A 21,136-nucleotide genomic window follows, 5' to 3' on the forward strand; every position below is an offset into this window, starting at 1 on the left:
TTATTTACCTGCTCCTGTTTCAGGTTGTGACATACGTTTAATTGAATCTCTCATACCTGTATCAGCTTCTAAATTCTTATAATTCATATAATCCATAATACCTAGATTACCTTGTTGGAAAGCTTTCGCCATAGCTAATGGTAATTCAGCTTCAGCTTCTACAACTTTCGCACGCATTTCTTGGATTCTAGCTTTCATCTCTTGTTCAGCAGCAACCGCCATAGCACGACGTTGTTCAGCTTTTGCTTGAGCGATATTTTTATCTGCGATAGCTTGCTCTGTTTGTAAGTTGGCACCAATGTTTTGACCGATGTCTACATCTAGAATATCAATCGATAAGATTTCAAATGCAGTACCTGCATCTAATCCCTTATCTAAAATTGTTTTAGAAATTCTATCTGGATTTTCTAAAACAACTGTGTGTGATTCAGAAGAACCGATTGTAGAAACAATACCTTCACCTACACGGGCAATAACAGTTTCTTCTCCAGCTCCCCCTACAAGTCGTTCAATGTTTGCACGAACGGTAATTCTTGCTTTTGCTTTTACCTCAATACCGTTAATTGCAACCCCTGCAATATATGGTGTTTCAATAACTTTTGGGTTAACACTCATTTGAACTGCTTGAAGTACATCACGTCCTGCTAAATCAATAGCAGCACAACGTTCAAATGTTAAACTTACTATGTTAGCTCTGTGAGCTGCGATAAGAGCATTAATTACTCTATCGACATTACCCCCTGCTAAATAGTGACTTTCCAATTGATTAATAGTAACAGCTAAACCAGCTTTGTGTGCTTTAATCATCGGATTAATTACTCTACTTGGAATAACACGTCTTAGTCGCATACCAACAAGTGTAAAGATACTTACCTTAACTCCAGCGGCAATGGCACTAATCCAAAGACCAAGTGGGAAGAAAGTAAAGAATATCGATAGCACAATCAATACAACTACCACGATAATACCTGAGAATATTAATTCTGGCATAATACTACCTCCTTATTATATTTATATTTTTTTAACTACTATACGCATTCCTTCAACACGTATAATCTCTATTTCATTACCCTTTTCTATAAAATCTCCATCAGTTACTACATCCAACTTTTCATTTCCTAAGACAGCAACTCCTGCTGGACGTAAATCTGTATATGCTTGAAGTTTTTTTCCTATTAATTCTAATCTACTTTCACTAGCCACATATCCATCTTCTGTTGAAATAGAGTCGTTAAGAACAAGTCTATTTAATAACGTTAACCTTTTATGGAAAACATTTCTATTAACATAAAATTGAATAGCTGCAAGTATTAAAGAAATAACTAAAATAAATGCAATATAATATGTTGACTTATTAATATAGATTATTGCATAAATCACGGTAATGATCCCTACTGTTCCAACAATTCCACCAGGAATAAACATCTCTAGTCCTATTAGAGATAGACCTCCAATAAATAACAATAGAACAAAAATACTTATACCTGTAGAATATGAATGTAGAGCTATGTATGTCGCTAAACTGAGTACTGACAAAATTCCCAAAAAATTAAGTTTTTTTGAAAACAATTGTTGACAAAAAGTTAAGGACATCGCAATTAAAAGAATCCAATCGAGAGACATCATTAAATTCATATGTAATCACCTCATTTTTGCATATTCTTTTTCTAGATAGTCTAATAATTCCTCCCTCGTGAAAATATTCCCATGGCCGGGAACAGCATGTTCAAAGTCAAGAATTGATATTCTATCTATATAATCACGAAGCTTTTGTTTATTATATGCCATCGGTTTTGTATAATAGTTTTTAGCGTGACTATCACCTAAAAACAATACTTTCTCCTCTGGAATATAAATTAAAAATGCATCATTAGAATGTGAGTTATCATTATATATACAATTAATTTTAACTCCTCCAAGATTTAAATTGAAATCAGCCATTTTAGGCATATCTGGAATTCTAATTTTTATCTCATGATTTTCATAAACTCTCTTTATAACATCGGCACTGTATTTTATCTCCGTTCCATCCTTGACTCTTTGGTATAGACTCTCATCATCCCATTCTAGTTGAGATAATTCTATTAAAGAATCTCTAGCTCTATCAGTAGCGATTACTGGAATATCTAAATACGCCGCTCCAAAACTATGATCCCAGTGATGATGTGTTAATATCACATAACTCGGCATTGGTAAGTCATTTTCTTTTAATTCTTTTAGAAATGTTTCTACTTGTGCAGGTCCATTTCCTGAATCTAACATTACTGAGAAGTATTCACCTCTTACATAACCAAGCGTTGGCTCTAAATACATATATCGTTGTTTTGTATAATAAAATCTATCTGAAAATTTAATTAGCATCCTTTTTACTTCCTTTTGATTATAGTTACATTATACCACACTGAAAATGTAAAGTATATTAAATATATTTGAACATTTATATGTGTAATTATCTTTAATATAAAAAGAAAGAAAGCAATACCAAAAAGGTTTACTTTCTTTAAATTTTAAATGGAGATGGCGGGATTTGAACCCGCGTCCAAAAATGCCTCCCCTTAGCTTCTACATGTTTAGTTTACCTATTAAATTTAATTCTCCACTTAAGCCGATAAACAGGCAATGAAAAACGAGTTTGATTAATCTCTTATTTTTTTCTACAAACGGAAGAAAAAAATCGTAGACTGCTAAGAATGAACCGATTAGCTTTGTCACAGTCAAACAAAGTAATCAGCCTTTAGCTTATTAAGCTGCTAAAGCGTAATTTGTTTTTTCGCCAGTTATATTTAACTGATGTGTTGTTAAAGGAGACAACCCTCCTACATGCCACCAAGAAGACTAGCATCCCTGTCGAATCCTAAACATCCCCTAATTGTGATTATTATATTTTATCATAAATTTCAAAATATGTAAAATTTTATCATCTCTAGTGTATTCTATGATTTAAATTAAACTCTTACCATTATTAATCATACTTATGATATAATAAATTGTATATAAAAAATTAAAGGAGGAACCATGGAAACACTTATTAATAAATTACGTCCAAGTAAAATCGATGATATTATCGGTCAACATCATTTAATTGGTGATGGAAAAGTTCTTACTAAAATAGTAGAAAGCAAAAAAATGTTCTCGTTTATTCTATATGGTCCCCCTGGAACTGGAAAAACTTCAATTGCAAATGCATTAGCTAATGAACTAGACTATAAATTTAAAATACTAAATGCTGTAAATTGTACAAAAAAGGACTTACAAACTGTAATTGAAGAATCTAAAAGATTTAAAAAAGTTATTCTTCTGCTTGATGAATTTCATAGACTAACTAAACCTATGCAGGATATCCTACTTCCTGAAATCGAGTTTGACAATATTTACGTTATTGGATGCACGACGAATAATCCTTATCATACTGTTAACCCTGCAATTAGATCACGATTAATTATTTTCGAATTACAACAAGTTTCTAATGATGATATTTATGAATATCTGAAAAAAATATCAAACAATAAAGAAATATTCCCGAAAGATTTAATAATCGAAGATGATGTTTTTAAAACAATCGCTCTAAACTCTTCTGGCGATTTAAGATTCTCGCTTAACACTTTTGAGATTTTATATAATTTATCAAATGAAGGTGAAACTGTCACAAATGATAAGCTATTAAATTTATCTCTAGGAAAATTCAAAGCATTCGACAAAGATGGTGATGCTTTTTATGATATTATTAGTGCTTTTCAAAAGTCTATACGTGGAAGTGATGTAGATGCATCGTTATACTACCTAGCTCTTTTAATCGACAGTGGTGATTTAGACACTATTTATCGTAGAATGAGTGTTATTGCTTATGAAGACATAGGACTTGCTAATCCAAACATTGGACCTTTTGTTCATGCTGCGATTGAGAGTGCGAAGATGCTTGGATTACCCGAAGCAAGAATTCCATTAGCCAATGCTGTCATTCAACTAGCGCTTTCTTTAAAATCTAATAGTGCATATATGGCAATCGACAATGCACTACACGAAACTAAAACAAATCCAAAATTCATAATCCCTGATCATTTGAGAGATGCACATTATTTCGGAGCTGATAAACTAAATCGTGGAGTCGGATATCAATATCCACACAGTCATCCTACAGGGTATATTAAGCAGCAATATCTTCCAGATAACTTAGTAGGAAGAACTTTCTACACACCAAAAACAAATAATAAAAATGAACAAAATCTAGCACAATATAAAAAATTTATAGATAATGTGAAATAGAAAAAGAAGTAGCTCAATATAACCTTGAGTTACTTCTTTTCTCCTTATTCGCCTAATATTTTAACTTCACACTCAAGTTCAACACCTGAATCTTCTAGTACTTTTTTCTGAACTTCTTTAATTAAGTTTTTATAATCTTCACAAGTTGCAGAATTTATATTAACCATAAATCCTGCATGTTTTTTAGACACTTGAGCTCCTCCTACTGTCAAGCCTTGTAGTCCTGCATCTTGGATTAATTTTCCTGCGAAGTATCCTTCTGGTCGTTTAAATACAGAACCACATGAAGGGTATTCTAAAGGCTGCTTATCTGAACGCATTTTATTTAATTCTTCCACTTTAGAGATAATTTCTTCTTTGTTTCCTTTTTTCATTTGGAAATAAACTTTAGAAATGATTTCCTTAGTTTCTTGAATTATAGAATGTCTATATGAAAATTCCATTTGTTCATTAGTATATGTTTTCTTTTCACCATTTTTAGTGAAAACTTCAACCTTTTGAACAACTTCTTTCATTTCGCCACCATATGCTCCAGCATTCATGAAGATTGCTCCACCTACACTACCTGGAATCCCACATGAGAATTCAAGATTAGTTAGGCTATTTTCGATACAAAAATCAGTAAGTTCTTTTAATGTTAATCCTGCATAACAAGAAATAATATCACCTTCTAGTAATTCTATATCATTCATATCACTAGTTAAAGCTACTATTCCTTGAATCCCATTATCAGAAATTAATACATTCGAACCATTACCTAGTATAGTTAATGTAATATTATTTTCATTGCTGTATTCTATTACATTTTGTAAATCTTTTTCGTTATTTATTTTCACTAAAATCTCGGCATTACCACCTGTTTTTGTAAAACTATAATTTCTTAAAGGTTCGTTATATAATACTTCACTGCTTTGAAGAATATCTTCAATATTTTTTATTTTAATCATTATTTTCAATCCTTTTTAAAATTTCATTTATAAATATTAATTTTTGTACTAAATAATCTTTAAATGAAAGTTCTTTGTTCATATTTTTGAATAAATTATAGTCATCTTTTAGCTTATCATCACCAAAAACTGCTCTAGCTTTTATAAAATCTTTATGTACTTCTGTATCACGTTGAACAACATTTAGTAATACATCATAACTCATAGTTAAGTAATCCGTTATTCGTGCATACTTAATTACTCCTTTTATTCCATTATGAGCAATTCTATGATAACCTATATTATTTAATCTTTTTTCATCAAATGTTGTTATTTCATGTAAATTCTCAACAACAACAAGAATATCTACAATTTTTTCTCCCAATACCTGTGTAGTACTAGTTGCTCCAATATGTAAAAACTCACATTTCGGCATTTTAGGGATTTCTTGTATTTTTTTTATTTCTTCTAAAAATATGTCAACAAAGACCTCATTGTCTTTTATTTCTTCAATTTTAACAATTCTCTTATCCATTTATAAAATCCAATCTTGTAATTAAATATCCTAATCTATTATAGACGTTATTTTATTTAAAGTAAAGCTATATCTGGATTTCATCTATCAGCTAAGTAAATAAACTTATGATATTAACTACATTGTTTATTTACTAACAGCATTCTTCATAACAAAAACATCCTTTTTCATGATCATTTATCATTCCAATCGCTTGCAAATAGCTATAGATAATAGTACCACCTACAAAGCTGAATCCTCTTTTTTTCAAATCTTTACTAATTTTTATAGAAAGCTCAGATTCACTTGGTGCATCTTTATAGCTTGTTAATTTATTATTAATTTTTTTATAGTTTGTAAAACTCCAGATATACTTATCAAAACTTCCAAACTCTTTTTGTACTTTGAGAAATGCAAGAGCATTTTTTCTAACTGAATAGATTTTCAACTTATTTCTTATAATGCCCTCATCTTCCCTTAATGATTCTAAATATTCATCTGTATAATCTGCACAAATATTATAATCAAAATTATCAAAAGCTCGCTTAAAATTTTCGCGTTTTTTTAATATTAAAGACCAGCTTAAACCAGCTTGCATACCCTCTAATACTAAGTACTCGAATAGCAATTGATCGTCGTGAGTTTCTCTTCCCCACTCAGTATCGTGATATTCAATTTCTAAGAGATCTCTTGCCCATGGACATCTATGTTTATTCATGTTCAGCCTCCAAATTACTATTTACTAAAGCAAGCATTTCTCTAATTCGTCTAATGCTATATCTTTCTTTTTTATCAATTTCTAAGAAAAATCCATCCTTTGCAATAATACGAGTATCTTTATGAGGGGTTAATGCCGTAAACAATTCTTTTCCTTTTAAATTATTCATAATTTCTTTATCAAATGTTATAACTACTTTATTCGCTAATTCTTTTATGCTAGTAACCATAGTATTTTTCGCCATAACTTTTAAATAACAAATGTCTATTAGATTATTTACTTCTTCCCCAAAATCAGAGAATCTATCAATTAAATCTTCAACAATGCTTTCTATTTCTTCATCACTCATAACATTGTTCAATCTCTTATAGAAATCTATTTTATCTGCATCACTGGAGATATATTCTTTTGGAATAAAGGCATCTACATTAAGTTTTATTTCAAGATCATCAGTCTCAACTTCAAAAATATCCTTTTTAATTGAAGGAGCCGCTTCTTTAATAATATTTTCATAGTAACTTACATCTTGAGTTCTATCTTGCTCTAATAAAGGTTCTAAAATCCCTTTTTTAGCTTGAATTTCTTGTTCTAACATTTGAGAATATAACGTATAACCTACTGAATCGATGAAGCCATGTTGTCTTCCACCTAAGACATCCCCTGCTCCACGAATCGATAAATCCTGCATAGCTATCTTAAATCCACTTCCTAGAGACGTAAAGTTCTTAATTGCTGATAATCTTTTCTCTGAGTTTTCAGTTAACGATTTAAACGGTTCATACATCAAGTAAGCATATGCTTCTCTACTACTACGACCTACTCGTCCACGAAGTTGGTACAACTGACTTAATCCAAAACGATCAGCATCCTCTACTATTAGAGTATTTACATTTGAAATATCAATACCAGTCTCGATAATAGTAGTAGAAATTAACATATCATATTTTCTATCTATAACATCAGTCATAATATTCTCAAGTTCTCTTTGACTCATGCGACCATGTGCATACGCTATATTAATATCAGGTAATAATCTTTTCAGCTCCAAATACTTTTCATCGATTGTCTCTACTCTATTATAAACATAGAAAACCTGTCCTCCACGATTTACCTCATTCATAACCGCTTCTTTGATAACCATTTTATTCTGAGCTGTTACGAATGTCTGGATAGGTTGACGTTCTCTTGGTGGTGTCTCTATTACAGATAAGTCCCTAATCCCAATTAAACTCATATGAAGTGTTCTTGGGATTGGTGTGGCACTAAGAGTTAATACATCAACAGTATTTTTAAGATGTTTAATTTTTTCCTTATGCTTAACTCCAAAACGTTGCTCTTCATCTATTATTAATAACCCTAGATCTCTGTATTTAAACTTATCATTTAATAACTTATGAGTTCCAACAATAATATCAATCTTACCTTCTTCAAGTTTTTTACAAATTTCTGTAATATCTTTTGCAGATTTAAATCTACTTACTACCTCTATATTAATAGGGAAATTCGCAAATCTACTAACAAAGTTATCATAGTGTTGTTCAGCAAGTAGTGTTGTTGGTACTAAAACAGCTACTTGCTTATTATCAGTAACAGCCTTAAATGCAACCCTCATCGCTACTTCTGTCTTACCGAATCCAACATCTCCGCATAGCAGTCTGTCCATTGGACGTTCTTTTTCCATATCTCTTTTAATCTCTTCGGTAGCTTTTACCTGATCATCAGTTGGAGTAAATGCAAAATCTGCTTCAAATTCAGCTTGCATACTACCATCAATGCTATACGCATAACCTGAACTCAATTCACGTTTAATATATAACTTAATAAGATCTTCAGATATATCCTCAATTTCTTTACGAACTCTACTCTTAGTCTTCTGCCAATTTTTGGTACCAAGTTTATTTAATGCAGGTTTTCTATTATCTGTAGAAGCGGTATATTTTTGAATATAGTTCATATTATTTATATCTACATAAATAATATCTCCACCATCATAAACAATTTTTAAGAAGTCTTTAAATACTCCCCCTACTTCTACATTCTCAATACCTTCATATAAGCCAATACCATGACTAACATGAACAATATAATCCCCAATATTTAGTTCTTGATAGTTTCTTATTTTTTCTGAATTAGTATATTTGAATTTTACACGTCGTTTTTTTCTTTCTTCTTCAGTAAATAGTTCACGTGGTGTTAATAGGAATATTTTATTTTTTCTATCCTCTAACCCCTTAAGGTGATATTTATTAACATCAATAAAAATTTTTCCTTCTTTAACACCATAATAAATGTCATCATAAAAATAATTATCAAATAACACTTTCTCAACATAATCTTTTTGTTTTTGTGTATTTAACGAAATAATTACCTTATAATTATCTGTAATCTTCTCTCTAATTTCTTTAGCTAAATACTCTTCACTAGAATAATAAGCTAAGTCGATTATATCTAAGTTATAGTTTTTTTCTATAATCTTGTCATTTAGTTTTAAAGTAGATAAGTAATATTTTCTAGTATCTAAATTTTGAATCTTTTCGAATGCTATATTATCTATCACATCTTGATAAATATAACTTCTATTCATCTCCTGTAAACTTGTTAAAAAATACTCTCTTAATCCTTCTATTTTTTCTAAAATTTTATGATAATTATCATAGAAGACTATAGTATCAGCATTTAGATAATCAGCAATACTATATGAATTTTCATAAATTAGATTTGAGAAACTCTCCAAGTCACTGAAATCTCCTGTTGCTCTATAGATTTCTATTTTTTCTTTAAGATAAGTGCTAATCTCTTGATAATTTTCGTCTTCTTGTATCTTTTTATCATCCAATTTAGCAAGTATTTTTTCTACAACTATATCTTTTTCTTCAGAAGTAAGGAAAAAATCACTTGTTGGATAAATAACTGCACTATCAATTCTATCTAGAGATCTTTGAGTAATTTCATCAAAAATCCTCATACTATCAAGCTCATCATCAAAGAAATCTAATCGTATCGGCTTTTCACTTAGAGGACTAAAAATATCAACAATACTACCTCTTTTTGAAAACTCTCCAACTACATCAACACTTTCAACTCTTCGATACCCCATATTTACAAGTTTTCTTTGTAATTCATCAAAACTTATAACAGTGTCCTCATTAATTTCAAAACTATTATTTTTGAAATCACTAGGATTTTTTACCGTTCTGTATATAGCTTCTATTGGAATAATAATTATACTTTGTATATTATGAACTAGGTTTTCAAGTACTTTTATTGAATTTTGGACTAGATCGTTACTTTTAGATGTATGACGTTTTAATATATCGATTTCTGGATAAATATATGTTTCTCCTTCGAAATCACTTAAAATTGCAAATAACTCTTCAGCCTCTGCTTTACTTTGTGATAACACCACAACACTCTTATCACTTTGTTTATACTCATTATATATCTCCAAAGCACGTGTCGTTAGATTTTGTCCATAAACCCCTATATTTTTATGTTTTTTTTCAAATTGTAAATCAACTATTTCTAACAGACTTTCTTTTATCATGTACGCTCCTTTCCACGATAAATAGCAGCAAAAGAAACTATCTTTCTCTAATGCTGCATTTATTCTTTTAATTATATTTATTCATCAAATCTACAAAATTCATTTTAGAAAAATCTTCAATACAGTTTATACTCTTCGAATAAATTTTTTCAATTTCAATCATTTCATCTTTTGAAAATCTTCCTAAAACATAATCAACTACCTTCATAGGTGGAGTTGGTCTATCAATACCAATTTTTAATCTATTAAATTTTTCTGTTCCAAGGTGACTTATTATACTCTTAATACCATTATGTCCACCGCTACTTCCTTTAGCTTTAAGTTTAAAGTTCGCAGTTTTTGTATCTAAGTCATCATAGATTATCAAAATATCTTCTATATCAATTTCAAAATAATCATAAAACTTCCCTACTGCTTCACCAGATAAATTCATATATGTTGTAGGTTTAATTAATAAATATTTAATTCCATTGTGATACGTCATAGCATATTCTGCATTGAATTTAGTTTTATCAAAACTTACATTCCAAGATTTTGCTAGTTCGTCTAAAACCATAAAACCAATATTATGCCTTGTATTTTCATATTGCTTTCCTGGATTTCCTAATCCAACTATTAATTTCATAGATTATCCTCTCTTTATTTTATTTACTATCGAAAATATGACTTAAAGAAGGCAACGGACACCGCTGCCTTCTCTAAGCTTGATTTAATTAATTATTATTCAAAAAGAACACTTACAGGTTCGTTATTGTGGATTTTGTAAATAGCCTTAGCTATTAAATCACCTACACATAACGGTACCATTTTATCTAATTTTTTCTCTTCTGGTATATCTATTGTGTTAGCATATACTAATTCTTTAATTGGAGAATTTTCAATTCTATCTAATGCTTGTCCACTTAATACAGCGTGTGAGCAACTTGCATAAACTTCTTTTGCTCCTCTATCTTTAAGTGCTTGTGCTCCTAAAGTAATAGTTCCTGCTGTATCGATAATATCATCTATAAGGATACATGTTTTTCCTTCAATGTTACCTACGATATTCATAACTTCAGCAACATTTGGTTTTGGTCTTCTCTTATCGATAATTGCGATTGGTGTATTTAATGCATCTGCTAGTTTTCTAGCACGTGTTACACCACCGTGGTCTGGTGATACAACAACCACTTCCTCCATATCTGGAAGTTTTTCTTTGAAATATTTCGCAATAATTGGTACACACATAAGGTGATCAACTGGAATATCAAAGAATCCTTGAATTTGAAGAGCATGAAGATCTAATGCGATTATACGATCTGCTCCTGCTACTTCTAATAAGTTAGCTACTAGTTTAGCAGTAATTGGTTCACGACTTCTTGCTTTTCTATCTTGACGTGCATATCCGTAATAAGGAATTACAACGTTAATAGTGTCCACTGAAGCACGTTTAAGTGCATCTATCATAATTAATAAAGTCATTAAGTTGTCATTTACAGGGCCACTAGTTGATTGTAGTACGAATACTTCGCTACCACGTACACTTTCCTCTATATTAATTGAAACCTCTCCGTCACTGAATTTTTTTACACTACATTTACTTAACTCTACTCCTAGTGACTTCGCTACTTGTTGTGCTAATGGAATATTAGCATTTAATGAAAACAGCTTTAATGGTTTATCTACAAGCATATTAAATTTTTCTCCTTAAAATTTGGTTCGATAGTAATACAGATGTATTCCGTTAATTATTATAGCATAAATATTAAAACATTTCTACTAATTCAAGTATAGACCAATTAAAATCCATTAATTTTTTTACTATTTGTATTTATATTTTATTAAATCTTCTTAGTTAGCATTATATTAATATTTTTCACATTAACATTAAAAATTCTATCTCGTTAACTTATTGTGATTAATATTTAATAATATAGATTTTAATATTCGGTTTTCATAACTAGTTTTCTATATTTTTTAATAATTTTGAATATTTCCATTATTTTTTAGTTTATTTATTATTCATACTATGCTATTATAATAAGACATAGAATAAAAGAAATTTTATAAAGTTTTAACTATTAAAAAATTCATATTTTTCTTAATAGTTAACATAGTTTTAAATTTACCTATTAGTTCATACTTTTGTAGAACTTTACTTTTCTCTATTCTAAATATATACAATTAAAGGAGTACCATTATGGATAAAATTTTTGAACTTATTGAAAAAGAACAACATAGACAAGACACTAACATTGAACTTATTGCAAGTGAAAACTTTGTTTCTAAAGACATTCTAAAAGCAACAGGAAGTATTTTAACAAATAAATACGCTGAAGGTTATCCTGGAAAAAGATACTATGATGGATGTGAAGTAATTGACGAGATAGAATCTCTTGCAATAGATAGATTAAAAGAACTTTATGATGCAAAATTTGCAAACGTGCAAGCACACTCAGGATCAAGTGCAAACATTGCAGTTTACTTATCTCTATTAACACCCGGTGATACTGTTTTAGGTATGAGTATGGATGCAGGTGGTCACCTAACTCACGGTAGCAAAGTTAACTTTTCAGGAAAATTATTCAATGCAGTTTCATATGGAGTGACAAAAGACACTCATCTTATTGACTACGATGAAGTCCTTCGTATTGCTAAAGAACATAAACCAAAAATGATTATTGCTGGATCAAGTGCATACTCTCGTGTAATTGATTTTGCTAAATTTAGAGAAATTGCTGATGAAGTAGGTGCTTATTTATTAGTTGATATGGCTCACATCGCTGGCCTTGTAGCTACCGGCTTACATCCAAATCCAGTACCTTATGCTGATGTAGTTACATCTACTACACATAAAACTTTAAGAGGTCCACGTGGTGGTATTATTCTTACAAACAACGAAGAGATTGCAGTTAAAATTAATAAAATGATTTTCCCAGGTGCACAAGGAGGACCATTAGAACATGTTGTTGCTGCAAAAGCAATTTGTTTTGGTGAAGCTCTTAAACCTGAATTCAAAGTATACCAACAACAAGTTGTTAATAATATGCAAGCAATGGTAGAAGCATTTAAAGCTAATAATATTCCTGTAGTTTCAAATGGTAGTGATAACCACCTATGTCTTATCGACACATATTCTACTTATAATGTTACTGGACATGATGCTAGTGACCTATTAAGTAAAGCTAAAATCACATGTAATAAAAATGGTATTCCATTCGATACATTACCACCAATGAAAACTAGTGGATTACGTTTAGGAGCTGCTGCTATGACTTCTAAAGGTTATGTAGAAGAAGACTTTGTAGAAATTACAAATATTATTTGCGATTTATTAAAACAAGGTGAAAACTATCTAGAAAAAGCTCAAGAAAGAGTAGCAACTCTAGTAGCAAAAGAAAGAAAAGAATTCAGATAAAAATATCAGTATAAAATTTCAAACGACGAAGATAATACTCTTCGTCGTTTTTTACGAACTATAAACTTTAATTCACAACATCAATGTTCGTTTTTAGAAAAAATATTTTTTAATATTATATTTATATGTTGACAACGTTCGTTTTTCATGTTATATTTATAAAAATTCTTTAGGAGAAATGAAAATATGAAAACCGAAAAAATTATTAAAGCATCTTTTTTTCATAGTCCAAAGTATGGTGAAATTGAATTTTTAGAGCAGGCTATACTTTTAGTTTCTGATAATGGAATTATTTCTGAAATCATTAGAAAAGAAGATGGAAATTATCAACAAATATTAAATCAATACTCACATGGTAGTAACTTTATTGATTTTAAAGATAAAGTTCTTTTACCTGGTTTTATCGATTTGCACATCCATGCTCCACAATGGCCACAAGCAGGACTTGCTTTGGATGATGAATTAAGCCACTGGCTAAATAATTTCACCTTTCCTTTAGAATCAAAATATAAAGATATCAACTACTCTCGTGAAGTTTATACTGATTTAGTAAAAACCTTATTAGCTAATGGTACTACTTCTGCAATGTACTTTGGAACTATTCATAATGATGCTACTCTCGAATTAGCAAAAATTTGTGCTAATTTAGGACAAAGAGGGTTCGTCGGAAAAGTAGTTATGGATGATGAAACTATGAATCCTGATTTTTACAGAGATAATAGTACAAAAGAAGCTATCGAAAATACTGAGAGGTTTATTAATGATGTGCAGAAGCTTTCAAAAGATGTTCCTCAAGGTGTATATCCAGTTATTACCCCACGTTTTGTACCAAGCTGTACAGACGATGCTCTTTTAGAGTTAGGAAAATTGGCAAAGAAATACAACTGCTATATACAGAGTCATTGTAGTGAAAGTGATTGGGAACATAACTTCGTTCTTGAACGATTTGGAAAAAAAGATACCGAGGTTTTGGATCAATTTGGTCTATTAACTGATAAATCAATAATGGCTCACGGCAATTTTATAAATTCTAAAGATGCTGATATTTTCAAAAAGAATAAATCTTCAGTTTGTCACTGTCCTATTTCTAACTCATATTTTGCTAATGCAGTTTTACCTGTTAACAAACTGAAAAAACAAGGTTTAAATATCTGCTTAGGTACTGATATCTCAGGAGGGTTCTCCCCTAGCCTATATGACAATATAAAACATACGGTCATGGCCAGTAGGATGTTAAATGACGGAGTTGACAATAGACTGGAAGCTAACTGTCGTGGTAATCATGATTCAAAAGTGAGTGTATTTGAAGCATTTTATCTTGCAACTACTGGTGGTGGTGAAGCTTTGAAATTACCACTAGGACTTTTCAAAGAGGGTTATATTTGTGATTTCCAAGTCATCGATATCAATACACCGACAAATAAACTTCCAAATTATTTAGATAACGAAGAAGACAACCACCTTCTTCAAAAAATATTATACCTTTCTACTTCAGAAAATATACGTGAAGTTTGGGTTCAAGGTAAACAAATTCTAAAAAAAGATTAATAACATAAAAATAAAAAGGAGATTACGTTATTTATGACGAAACAAAATAAACATTTAACTATAGGTGTTGAAGAAAATATTCCATTTTCACAATCCCTAATCTTAGGTTTACAACACGTCCTTGCAATGGATGTCTACGTACCACCTTTTATCTTAGCAACAGCTATTGCATTATCACCTGGCGATGCCACTGGTTTAATTCAATCTACTTTCTTAGGAGCTGGGATTGCATCATTAATTCAGGTATTATTCTACCTGAGATTACCGGTTTGTCAAGGTCCATCATTTATTCCTCTTGGTGCTATAATCGGTATATATATGGGAACTAAAAATCTTGGTACTGTTCTTGGAGCAAGTATTGTCGGAGCAATCTTAGTAATTTTACTTGGATATTCTGGTATTTATAAATATATAGTAAAAAATTACATACCTTCTATCGTTAGTGGAACAATAATTATGATCGTAGGATTAACATTACTTCCTTCTGCATTTGTAAGTAATATCTACATCGAAGGAAATGGTCTGACAATGAAACAAAATGTATTATTAGCATTTATTACAGCCGCTTCTTTAATTCTATTTTCTACTTTAGGAAATTACGTTAACAAGTTCAAAAGAATTTTCCAAATTTCTTCAGTAATAATCGCCCTAGCTATCGGAACATTTTCTGCATACTTAATGGGTGGTTTTAATACTCAAGGAATTAAAGATGCTAGCTTTTTCTCAATGCCAAAACTATTATTCTTAGATTATAGTGTACATTTTGAAATCTCTGCTATTATTACAATGATTATTATTTACATGGTACTTTTAGCTGAAACTACAGGAACTTGGTATGCAGTAAGCTCAGTTATCGACCAACCTTTAAGCGACACTCAAGTTAACAAAGGTGTTATCGGGGAAGGTATCGGATGTTTAGCTGCCGCTCTAGTCGGAGCAACTCCTGTTACTGGTTACTCTACAAATGCTGGGATTATCTCTATTACTGGGGTAGCTAGTAGAAAAGTATTCGTTATGGCTTCATTCTGGTTTATCGGATTATCATTCTTAGGTAAACTTTCTGCCGTTATTAATTCAATTCCTTCTGCAGTAATCGGTGGAGTATTCTCAGTAGTATGTATTATCATCCTGCTAAATGGATTTAGAGTTGTTAAAAATCTTGACTTCTCAGAAAGAGAATTATACATTATCGGTGTACCTTTAATGTTTACAATTGGATTATTATTTATTCCAGCAGAATTAAAAGCTAGTGCTCCACAATTACTTCAATACTTAATTGGTTCTCCTATTGCTGTTGGTGCAATTGTAGCAATAATAATGAATAAACTTATTCCATTAGAAAAATAATATTTAAAACTGATGTTCAGATGAGCATCAGTTTTATTCTTATTAATTTTATATTTTCCAAAAATATAGTATAATTATAACTGCTAATTAAATTACAGAAATGGAGATATATTGATGACAGAAAAGAAAATGAATGTTGAAAGTTTTAACCTAGATCACACTAAAGTTGTTGCACCATATATTAGACTTGTTGGTGTATACTCTGGGGATAATGGCGATAAAATTTATAAATATGATATTAGATTTTGCCAACCAAATAAAGAACACTTAGAAATGCCTAACCTTCACTCTTTAGAGCATTTAATCGCTGAACTTATCAGAAATCACCTTGATAATGTACTAGACTTCGGACCTATGGGATGCCAAACAGGTTTCTACTTATCAGTAATTAACAATGATAGTTACGAAGAAGTTGAAGAAGCTTTAGCAAAAACATTAGAAGATGTACTTGTTGCTACTGAAGTACCAGCATGTAATGAAGTACAATGTGGATGGGCAGCATCTCACTCTTTAGAAGGTGCTCAAATGGAAGCTAAAAAATTCTTAGAAAAACGTTCTGAATGGAAAAACGTTTTTAGTAAATAATTTAAAAAATCAAACTGATAAATTTTCTTACCAGTTTGATTTTATTTTTTATCTATTATATTTTCTAATACCTAAAGCTACTATAAGAAATCCTACTCCAGCTACTATAGGAAGTTCACTTGAAAGACTATCTCCAGTTTTTGGAAGAATAGAATTCTGTTTTAAATTATTATTTGATTCAACAATATTTTTATTAATACTTCTAGTATTATTTAATAAGTTATTATCAAATTCTTCATTTTTCTCATTTGAATTACTTATCACAACTGTTTTAGATTTTAGAATTTCATTAGTAATATTTATTCTATCTTTTATATCATTTGAAGATTTTTGTTGTTTTTTAGTTTCCAATATAATTTGTTTTTGTTCATTTTTTTCATTATTTTTAATAGTTTTACTAAAATCTACAATTGCAAATAAACTGAAATGATCTATGTTAAACTGAACTACCTTATTCTTTACTTCCGATGGTATTAATGTTAACTTTCCATTCTTTTCTACATGATAGATATTAATCTTGTTGCTTTCATTTTCTAGTAAAGCGATTCGAACTATTCTTTTATTATTAAGATTTAACACACTAGCATTTTTTATTAACTTCAAGTCTAACACTCTTATTTTATTTTTCTCTACAGACAATGCCTTACTAATACTCGTTAATTGCTTACTATTTTTTACAACCTTAACATTTAAGGAAATATTTTTAATATTACTTAATAATTCTACTTCTACACCTAGACCTTTAGTTTTTAAAGATTCAAGATCAGCTCTAGGTTTCTCCTCTTGGATTAAAGTTTCACCTTTTCCACTTATTACTAGTTCGGGATTCTCCTCTTGCACCAACGCTTCGCCTTTTTCACTTATCACTAGCTCTGGGGTCTCTTCTTGTACTAGTGATTCTCCTTTTTCGCTTATCGCTAGTTCTGGGTTCTCTTTTTGAACCAATGGTTCACCTTTTTCGCTTATCACTAGTTCGGGATTCTCTTCTTGCACCAATGCTTCGCCTTTTTCGCTTATTACTAGTTCGGGATTCTCCCCTTGCTCCAATGCTTCACCTTTTTCACTTATCACTAGTTCTGGGTTCTCCTCTTGCACTAATGCTTCGCCTTTTTCGCTTATTACTAGCTCTGTATTCTCTTCTTGTACCAATGATTCTCCTTTTTCACTTATCACTAACGCAGGGTTCTCTTCTTGTACCAGTGGTTCACCTTTTTCGCTTATCACTAACGAAGGATTCTCTTCTTGCACCAGTGGTTCACCTTTTTCGCTTATCACTAGTTCCGGGTTCTTCTCTTGTACTAGCGGTTCTCCCTTTTCGCTTATCACTAGTTCTGGGTTCTCCTCTTGCACCAATGCTTCTCCTTTTTCACTTATCACTAGCTCGGGGTTCTCTTCTTGTACTAGCGGTTCTCCTTTTTCACTTATTACTAGCTCGGGATTCTCTTCTTGTACCAGCGGTTCTCCTTTTTCGCTTATCACTAGTTCGGGATTCTCTTCTTGTACTAGTGGCTCAACTTTAGAGTCAGTATATACTTTAATAGGTACATTAACTATATCATATGATCCATCAGAATATGTTACTTTTATTCTTGCATTGACATTTCCTAATTCTGCAAAATCTGTAGAATTTAATAATTCATAGTTTATATTTTTAGGGAGATTTTCTTTAACAATTCTATTAAGTACATCATTTACATTCAAACTATTCCCCTGACGTAATAATAATTTTTCATCATTTAAAATCTTAGGTTCATATTTACCCGCTTCTGTAAGTTCTAAAGCAGCACGTGTATTAATAACATTCATACCTAAATTTGCAACTTCTTTAGTTATATTATTAATGACTGACTGTGGAGCAAGTGAATTCGAAACAGCAGTAGCAGCTTCTTCTAATTTTTGTGTTAAATTATATTTTGCACGATTATAATTTTCCACTGAATTTATTGTTTTATCAGATAAATCTACAACTGACTCTACTAATTTCTTAGCAGCATTTACTACAGAAATCAGTTCTTTTTTATCAGCCTCAGTTACAGAAATTGGAACATCAATATTATTGCTAGTATTATCATCTAAATAAGAAACTTGAACCCTAGCATGTTTTAAACCTAAAGTTGTTAATTCATCTGTTGAAACTATAGCTAATTTCGTATTTACTGGTAATAAGTCACGATTTATCTTATTAAGGACATCTCTATCTTTAAGTTTTTCTCCAATCATTATCGAAACTGGTTTATCATCAACTAAAGTCGGTAAGAATGTCTTACTCAATGTACCCTTATCTGGATCAATTATACTTAATTTATTTATATTCTCATCACGATATCCAACTCCATCCATTCCTTGTCGTTTTCCAAAATTAAAATCTGGATTTGAATTAACTCTACTTTCAAAGTATGATGTTGACGAATGGGCTCCTGCACTTTTACCTATGCTTATTTTATTACTAGGCTGAAGGTTCCCTGGGATTATGTTATCATTATCAGTGTAATAATTTTTTATCTTTCCAGATTTTGCAAGTTCTTCAGAAATTTTTACATCATCCTTCGGAACTCCCCAGAACCAACCACTCTTAACTTTTGGAGCATTAAACGTATAAGTTTGTTTATACTTACCAAATTTTTCTTTTTCTGCTGTTGCTGTTGCTCTTAAAGATAAGTAACCACCTAACGAGTGCCCAGTAATGTATAAATTCGTAATAGTGCTATCATTTTTTATTTTTTTCATTAATTGAATAGCTGCTTCACTCTGATTCGATTCATTACCAAAAAACAACGCTAAATCTGCTTTCAAATCTCCTGCTTGTTTAACATTTGTACCAGCAAATGCAAGAACTTGAATCTTATCTCCTTTTAAAAATGGGAAATTATTAACTGTTTCAAATAGTACAGCATCAAGTCCATTATCTTGGTGATATGTTTCTTTTACTCTCCAATATGGTCCAAGCTCATTGTTAGTCATCTTTTGAATATTATTTGAAAGTTTTTCTATCGGAGCCTTTTTACTAAGAATGTCATCTATTTTTTTGTCATTCTCATAAACTAAATTGATAAACATAGCCATGTCTCTTGCTGATATGTTCCAGATTAATTTATCCTTATCTACTTTATCATTTAATCCATCTCCATCAGTATCCGCTAATCTTGGATGTATATCGTATCCAAGATAGGTACGTCCATCTTTCTTATAAATATATAATTCGTCTTTATTTGCAATACCATCCCCATCATCATCACCATCAGGATTAAGAACTGCTTTTTTATAAATTAGACTATCATATTTTCCGCCTTCTAAACCAATATATCCCTTTGCTATATCATCAGCATATTTACTAGTTAGTCTAGAAATTATTTTTGTCCCCTTTTCTACAGGCTCTTCCTTATTTTCAACCGTTTCAGTTTTTACTTTATTTTCTTCTAAATTTCTGTTAATTACCTTCGTTAGTAGACTTGCAATATCACTACTATCGTCTACTCTCTTGTCGATAACATTTAAATTTTTATTTAAAGAATCTGAACTTATTACAGTAGTTTCATTTTCAGATTTAACATTTGATGAATTAGTTGACGTCGAAGCTACAACAGAATCTTTATTTATACTATTATTCCCATTAGAAGAGTCTAGTGTTTTATCACTTGTGATACTATTTGTGCTTTCAACATTATCAGCATGTCTAGTTATATTTAATTCTTCATTACTATTATTACCACTTGCTATTACAGTATTATTATTTCCACTATTTTCTTCATGCGCACTAGCTGCTCCTCCAAAAAATATTAATGAACCAATAGCAACTGATGCTATACCAAAACTAAATTTTTTTATTCCATATTTTACGATTTTTTTATTGATAATATCTTTAAACATATTCCCTCCAAGTATTTAACTTAAATATATGTATATAGAATTTAATTAACATTATTTTTAGTTAACTAATAATTCTACACTCATTAAGTATACACGAAAATAGTCAATATAACAAACTTAAATTTAGTAGTATTTTCACATCAAACTATTGTATTTAATAAATGCATTTCTAACGTATCTAATTAATTTATTACAATATTTATCTAAATAATCTCTGATCAATTTAATAGCCTTATTCTATATATAAATCTTGAATTAAAATATTTATAATATCTCAAAATTTTTATTATACTATGTACTTAATTTAACTCTCAATAATTATTGAAAATTTCAAAAAAAAATAGCAGATTACCTTTGTAATCTGCTCAGATTGTTGACAAAACGCCCAAAATATCGATGTAAATATTGATATTTTGGGCGTTTTTCA

The 21,136-nt window shown here is 30.4% G+C and carries 15 protein-coding genes and 1 other RNA gene; 5 read left to right on the top strand and 11 right to left on the bottom strand.

What is annotated here, in order from left to right; all coding sequences use genetic code 11:
* The 4 genes from floA to ssrA all read right to left on the bottom strand — a co-directional run bounded on the left by floA (position 1) and on the right by ssrA (position 2,866).
* Complete coding sequence (floA, locus tag O3884_RS06375) at positions 1–990, bottom strand: flotillin-like protein FloA (protein WP_003145096.1); 990 nt, start codon at positions 988–990, stop codon at positions 1–3.
* A gap of 21 nt (positions 991–1,011) precedes the next feature.
* Positions 1,012–1,635: an NfeD family protein gene (locus O3884_RS06380; RefSeq protein ID WP_483299436.1), complete on the bottom strand. Its 624-nt coding sequence runs from the start codon at positions 1,633–1,635 to the stop codon at positions 1,012–1,014.
* 6 nt (positions 1,636–1,641) lie between these two features.
* Positions 1,642–2,361, bottom strand: coding sequence for an MBL fold metallo-hydrolase (locus O3884_RS06385; RefSeq protein WP_294681350.1), 720 nt, complete (start codon positions 2,359–2,361; stop codon positions 1,642–1,644).
* Between the two features lie 148 nt (positions 2,362–2,509).
* Positions 2,510–2,866, bottom strand: a transfer-messenger RNA (tmRNA) gene (gene ssrA, locus O3884_RS06390).
* A 149-nt stretch (positions 2,867–3,015) separates the two neighbouring features.
* Here ssrA and O3884_RS06395 point away from each other — a divergent pair.
* Positions 3,016–4,263 (top strand): replication-associated recombination protein A, encoded by a 1,248-nt coding sequence (locus O3884_RS06395; RefSeq protein ID WP_371452514.1) that lies wholly within the window; start codon positions 3,016–3,018, stop codon positions 4,261–4,263.
* A 44-nt stretch (positions 4,264–4,307) separates the two neighbouring features.
* On the opposite strand, the gene murB is transcribed toward O3884_RS06395, so the two are convergent.
* The 6 genes from murB to O3884_RS06425 form a co-directional block, all read right to left on the bottom strand.
* Complete coding sequence (gene murB / locus O3884_RS06400) at positions 4,308–5,210, bottom strand: UDP-N-acetylmuramate dehydrogenase (RefSeq protein ID WP_371452515.1); 903 nt, start codon at positions 5,208–5,210, stop codon at positions 4,308–4,310.
* Entirely contained in the window at positions 5,203–5,724 is a 522-nt protein-coding gene (locus tag O3884_RS06405; protein WP_371452516.1) for a GrpB family protein, read from the bottom strand. The genes murB and O3884_RS06405 overlap by 8 nt, the downstream gene beginning before the upstream one ends.
* Before the next feature lie 133 nt (positions 5,725–5,857).
* Positions 5,858–6,421, bottom strand: coding sequence for a DNA-3-methyladenine glycosylase I (locus O3884_RS06410; RefSeq protein WP_371452517.1), 564 nt, complete (start codon positions 6,419–6,421; stop codon positions 5,858–5,860).
* Positions 6,414–9,965 (bottom strand): transcription-repair coupling factor, encoded by a 3,552-nt coding sequence (gene mfd / locus O3884_RS06415; protein ID WP_371452518.1) that lies wholly within the window; start codon positions 9,963–9,965, stop codon positions 6,414–6,416. The genes O3884_RS06410 and mfd overlap by 8 nt, the downstream gene beginning before the upstream one ends.
* A 67-nt stretch (positions 9,966–10,032) precedes the next feature.
* A complete protein-coding gene (gene pth, locus O3884_RS06420; RefSeq protein ID WP_294682507.1) occupies positions 10,033–10,590 on the bottom strand; it encodes an aminoacyl-tRNA hydrolase in 558 nt (185 codons plus the stop codon).
* Between the two features lie 95 nt (positions 10,591–10,685).
* The gene (locus O3884_RS06425; protein WP_304094048.1) at positions 10,686–11,636 is read right to left on the bottom strand and encodes a ribose-phosphate diphosphokinase; all 951 of its coding nucleotides are present in this window, start codon (positions 11,634–11,636) and stop codon (positions 10,686–10,688) included.
* A gap of 508 nt (positions 11,637–12,144) precedes the next feature.
* Here O3884_RS06425 and glyA point away from each other — a divergent pair.
* The 4 genes from glyA (at position 12,145) to O3884_RS06445 (ending at position 16,842) form a co-directional block, all read left to right on the top strand.
* Positions 12,145–13,362, top strand: a complete 1,218-nt coding sequence (glyA, locus tag O3884_RS06430; protein WP_371452519.1) for a serine hydroxymethyltransferase — start codon at positions 12,145–12,147, stop codon at positions 13,360–13,362.
* Positions 13,363–13,548: 186 nt separating this feature from the next.
* Complete coding sequence (gene guaD, locus O3884_RS06435) at positions 13,549–14,910, top strand: guanine deaminase (protein ID WP_371452520.1); 1,362 nt, start codon at positions 13,549–13,551, stop codon at positions 14,908–14,910.
* Between the two features lie 33 nt (positions 14,911–14,943).
* Positions 14,944–16,257, top strand: coding sequence for a uracil-xanthine permease family protein (locus tag O3884_RS06440; protein WP_371452521.1), 1,314 nt, complete (start codon positions 14,944–14,946; stop codon positions 16,255–16,257).
* A gap of 114 nt (positions 16,258–16,371) precedes the next feature.
* Positions 16,372–16,842, top strand: a complete 471-nt coding sequence (locus tag O3884_RS06445) for an S-ribosylhomocysteine lyase (RefSeq protein ID WP_048802077.1) — start codon at positions 16,372–16,374, stop codon at positions 16,840–16,842.
* Positions 16,843–16,890: 48 nt separating this feature from the next.
* Here the strand turns inward: O3884_RS06445 and O3884_RS06450 are convergent, their stop codons facing one another.
* A complete protein-coding gene (locus O3884_RS06450) occupies positions 16,891–20,709 on the bottom strand; it encodes a Rib/alpha-like domain-containing protein (protein WP_371452522.1) in 3,819 nt (1,272 codons plus the stop codon).
* Between the last annotated feature and the right edge of the window lie 427 nt (positions 20,710–21,136).

It is taken from the genome of Gemella sp. 20925_1_85 (assembly GCF_041433735.1).
Lineage (GTDB): Bacteria > Bacillota > Bacilli > Staphylococcales > Gemellaceae > Gemella.

What these genes read in the sequence shown, in the direction of transcription:
- floA (WP_003145096.1), bottom strand. Translation starts at nt 990, where the DNA reads ATGCCAGAATTAATATTCTCAGGTATTATCGTGGTAGTTGTATTGATT.
- O3884_RS06380 (WP_483299436.1), bottom strand. Translation starts at nt 1,635, where the DNA reads ATGAATTTAATGATGTCTCTCGATTGGATTCTTTTAATTGCGATGTCC.
- O3884_RS06385 (WP_294681350.1), bottom strand. Translation starts at nt 2,361, where the DNA reads ATGCTAATTAAATTTTCAGATAGATTTTATTATACAAAACAACGATAT.
- O3884_RS06395 (WP_371452514.1), top strand. Translation starts at nt 3,016, where the DNA reads ATGGAAACACTTATTAATAAATTACGTCCAAGTAAAATCGATGATATT.
- murB (WP_371452515.1), bottom strand. Translation starts at nt 5,210, where the DNA reads ATGATTAAAATAAAAAATATTGAAGATATTCTTCAAAGCAGTGAAGTA.
- O3884_RS06405 (WP_371452516.1), bottom strand. Translation starts at nt 5,724, where the DNA reads ATGGATAAGAGAATTGTTAAAATTGAAGAAATAAAAGACAATGAGGTC.
- O3884_RS06410 (WP_371452517.1), bottom strand. Translation starts at nt 6,421, where the DNA reads ATGAATAAACATAGATGTCCATGGGCAAGAGATCTCTTAGAAATTGAA.
- mfd (WP_371452518.1), bottom strand. Translation starts at nt 9,965, where the DNA reads ATGATAAAAGAAAGTCTGTTAGAAATAGTTGATTTACAATTTGAAAAA.
- pth (WP_294682507.1), bottom strand. Translation starts at nt 10,590, where the DNA reads ATGAAATTAATAGTTGGATTAGGAAATCCAGGAAAGCAATATGAAAAT.
- O3884_RS06425 (WP_304094048.1), bottom strand. Translation starts at nt 11,636, where the DNA reads ATGCTTGTAGATAAACCATTAAAGCTGTTTTCATTAAATGCTAATATT.
- glyA (WP_371452519.1), top strand. Translation starts at nt 12,145, where the DNA reads ATGGATAAAATTTTTGAACTTATTGAAAAAGAACAACATAGACAAGAC.
- guaD (WP_371452520.1), top strand. Translation starts at nt 13,549, where the DNA reads ATGAAAACCGAAAAAATTATTAAAGCATCTTTTTTTCATAGTCCAAAG.
- O3884_RS06440 (WP_371452521.1), top strand. Translation starts at nt 14,944, where the DNA reads ATGACGAAACAAAATAAACATTTAACTATAGGTGTTGAAGAAAATATT.
- O3884_RS06445 (WP_048802077.1), top strand. Translation starts at nt 16,372, where the DNA reads ATGACAGAAAAGAAAATGAATGTTGAAAGTTTTAACCTAGATCACACT.
- O3884_RS06450 (WP_371452522.1), bottom strand. Translation starts at nt 20,709, where the DNA reads ATGTTTAAAGATATTATCAATAAAAAAATCGTAAAATATGGAATAAAA.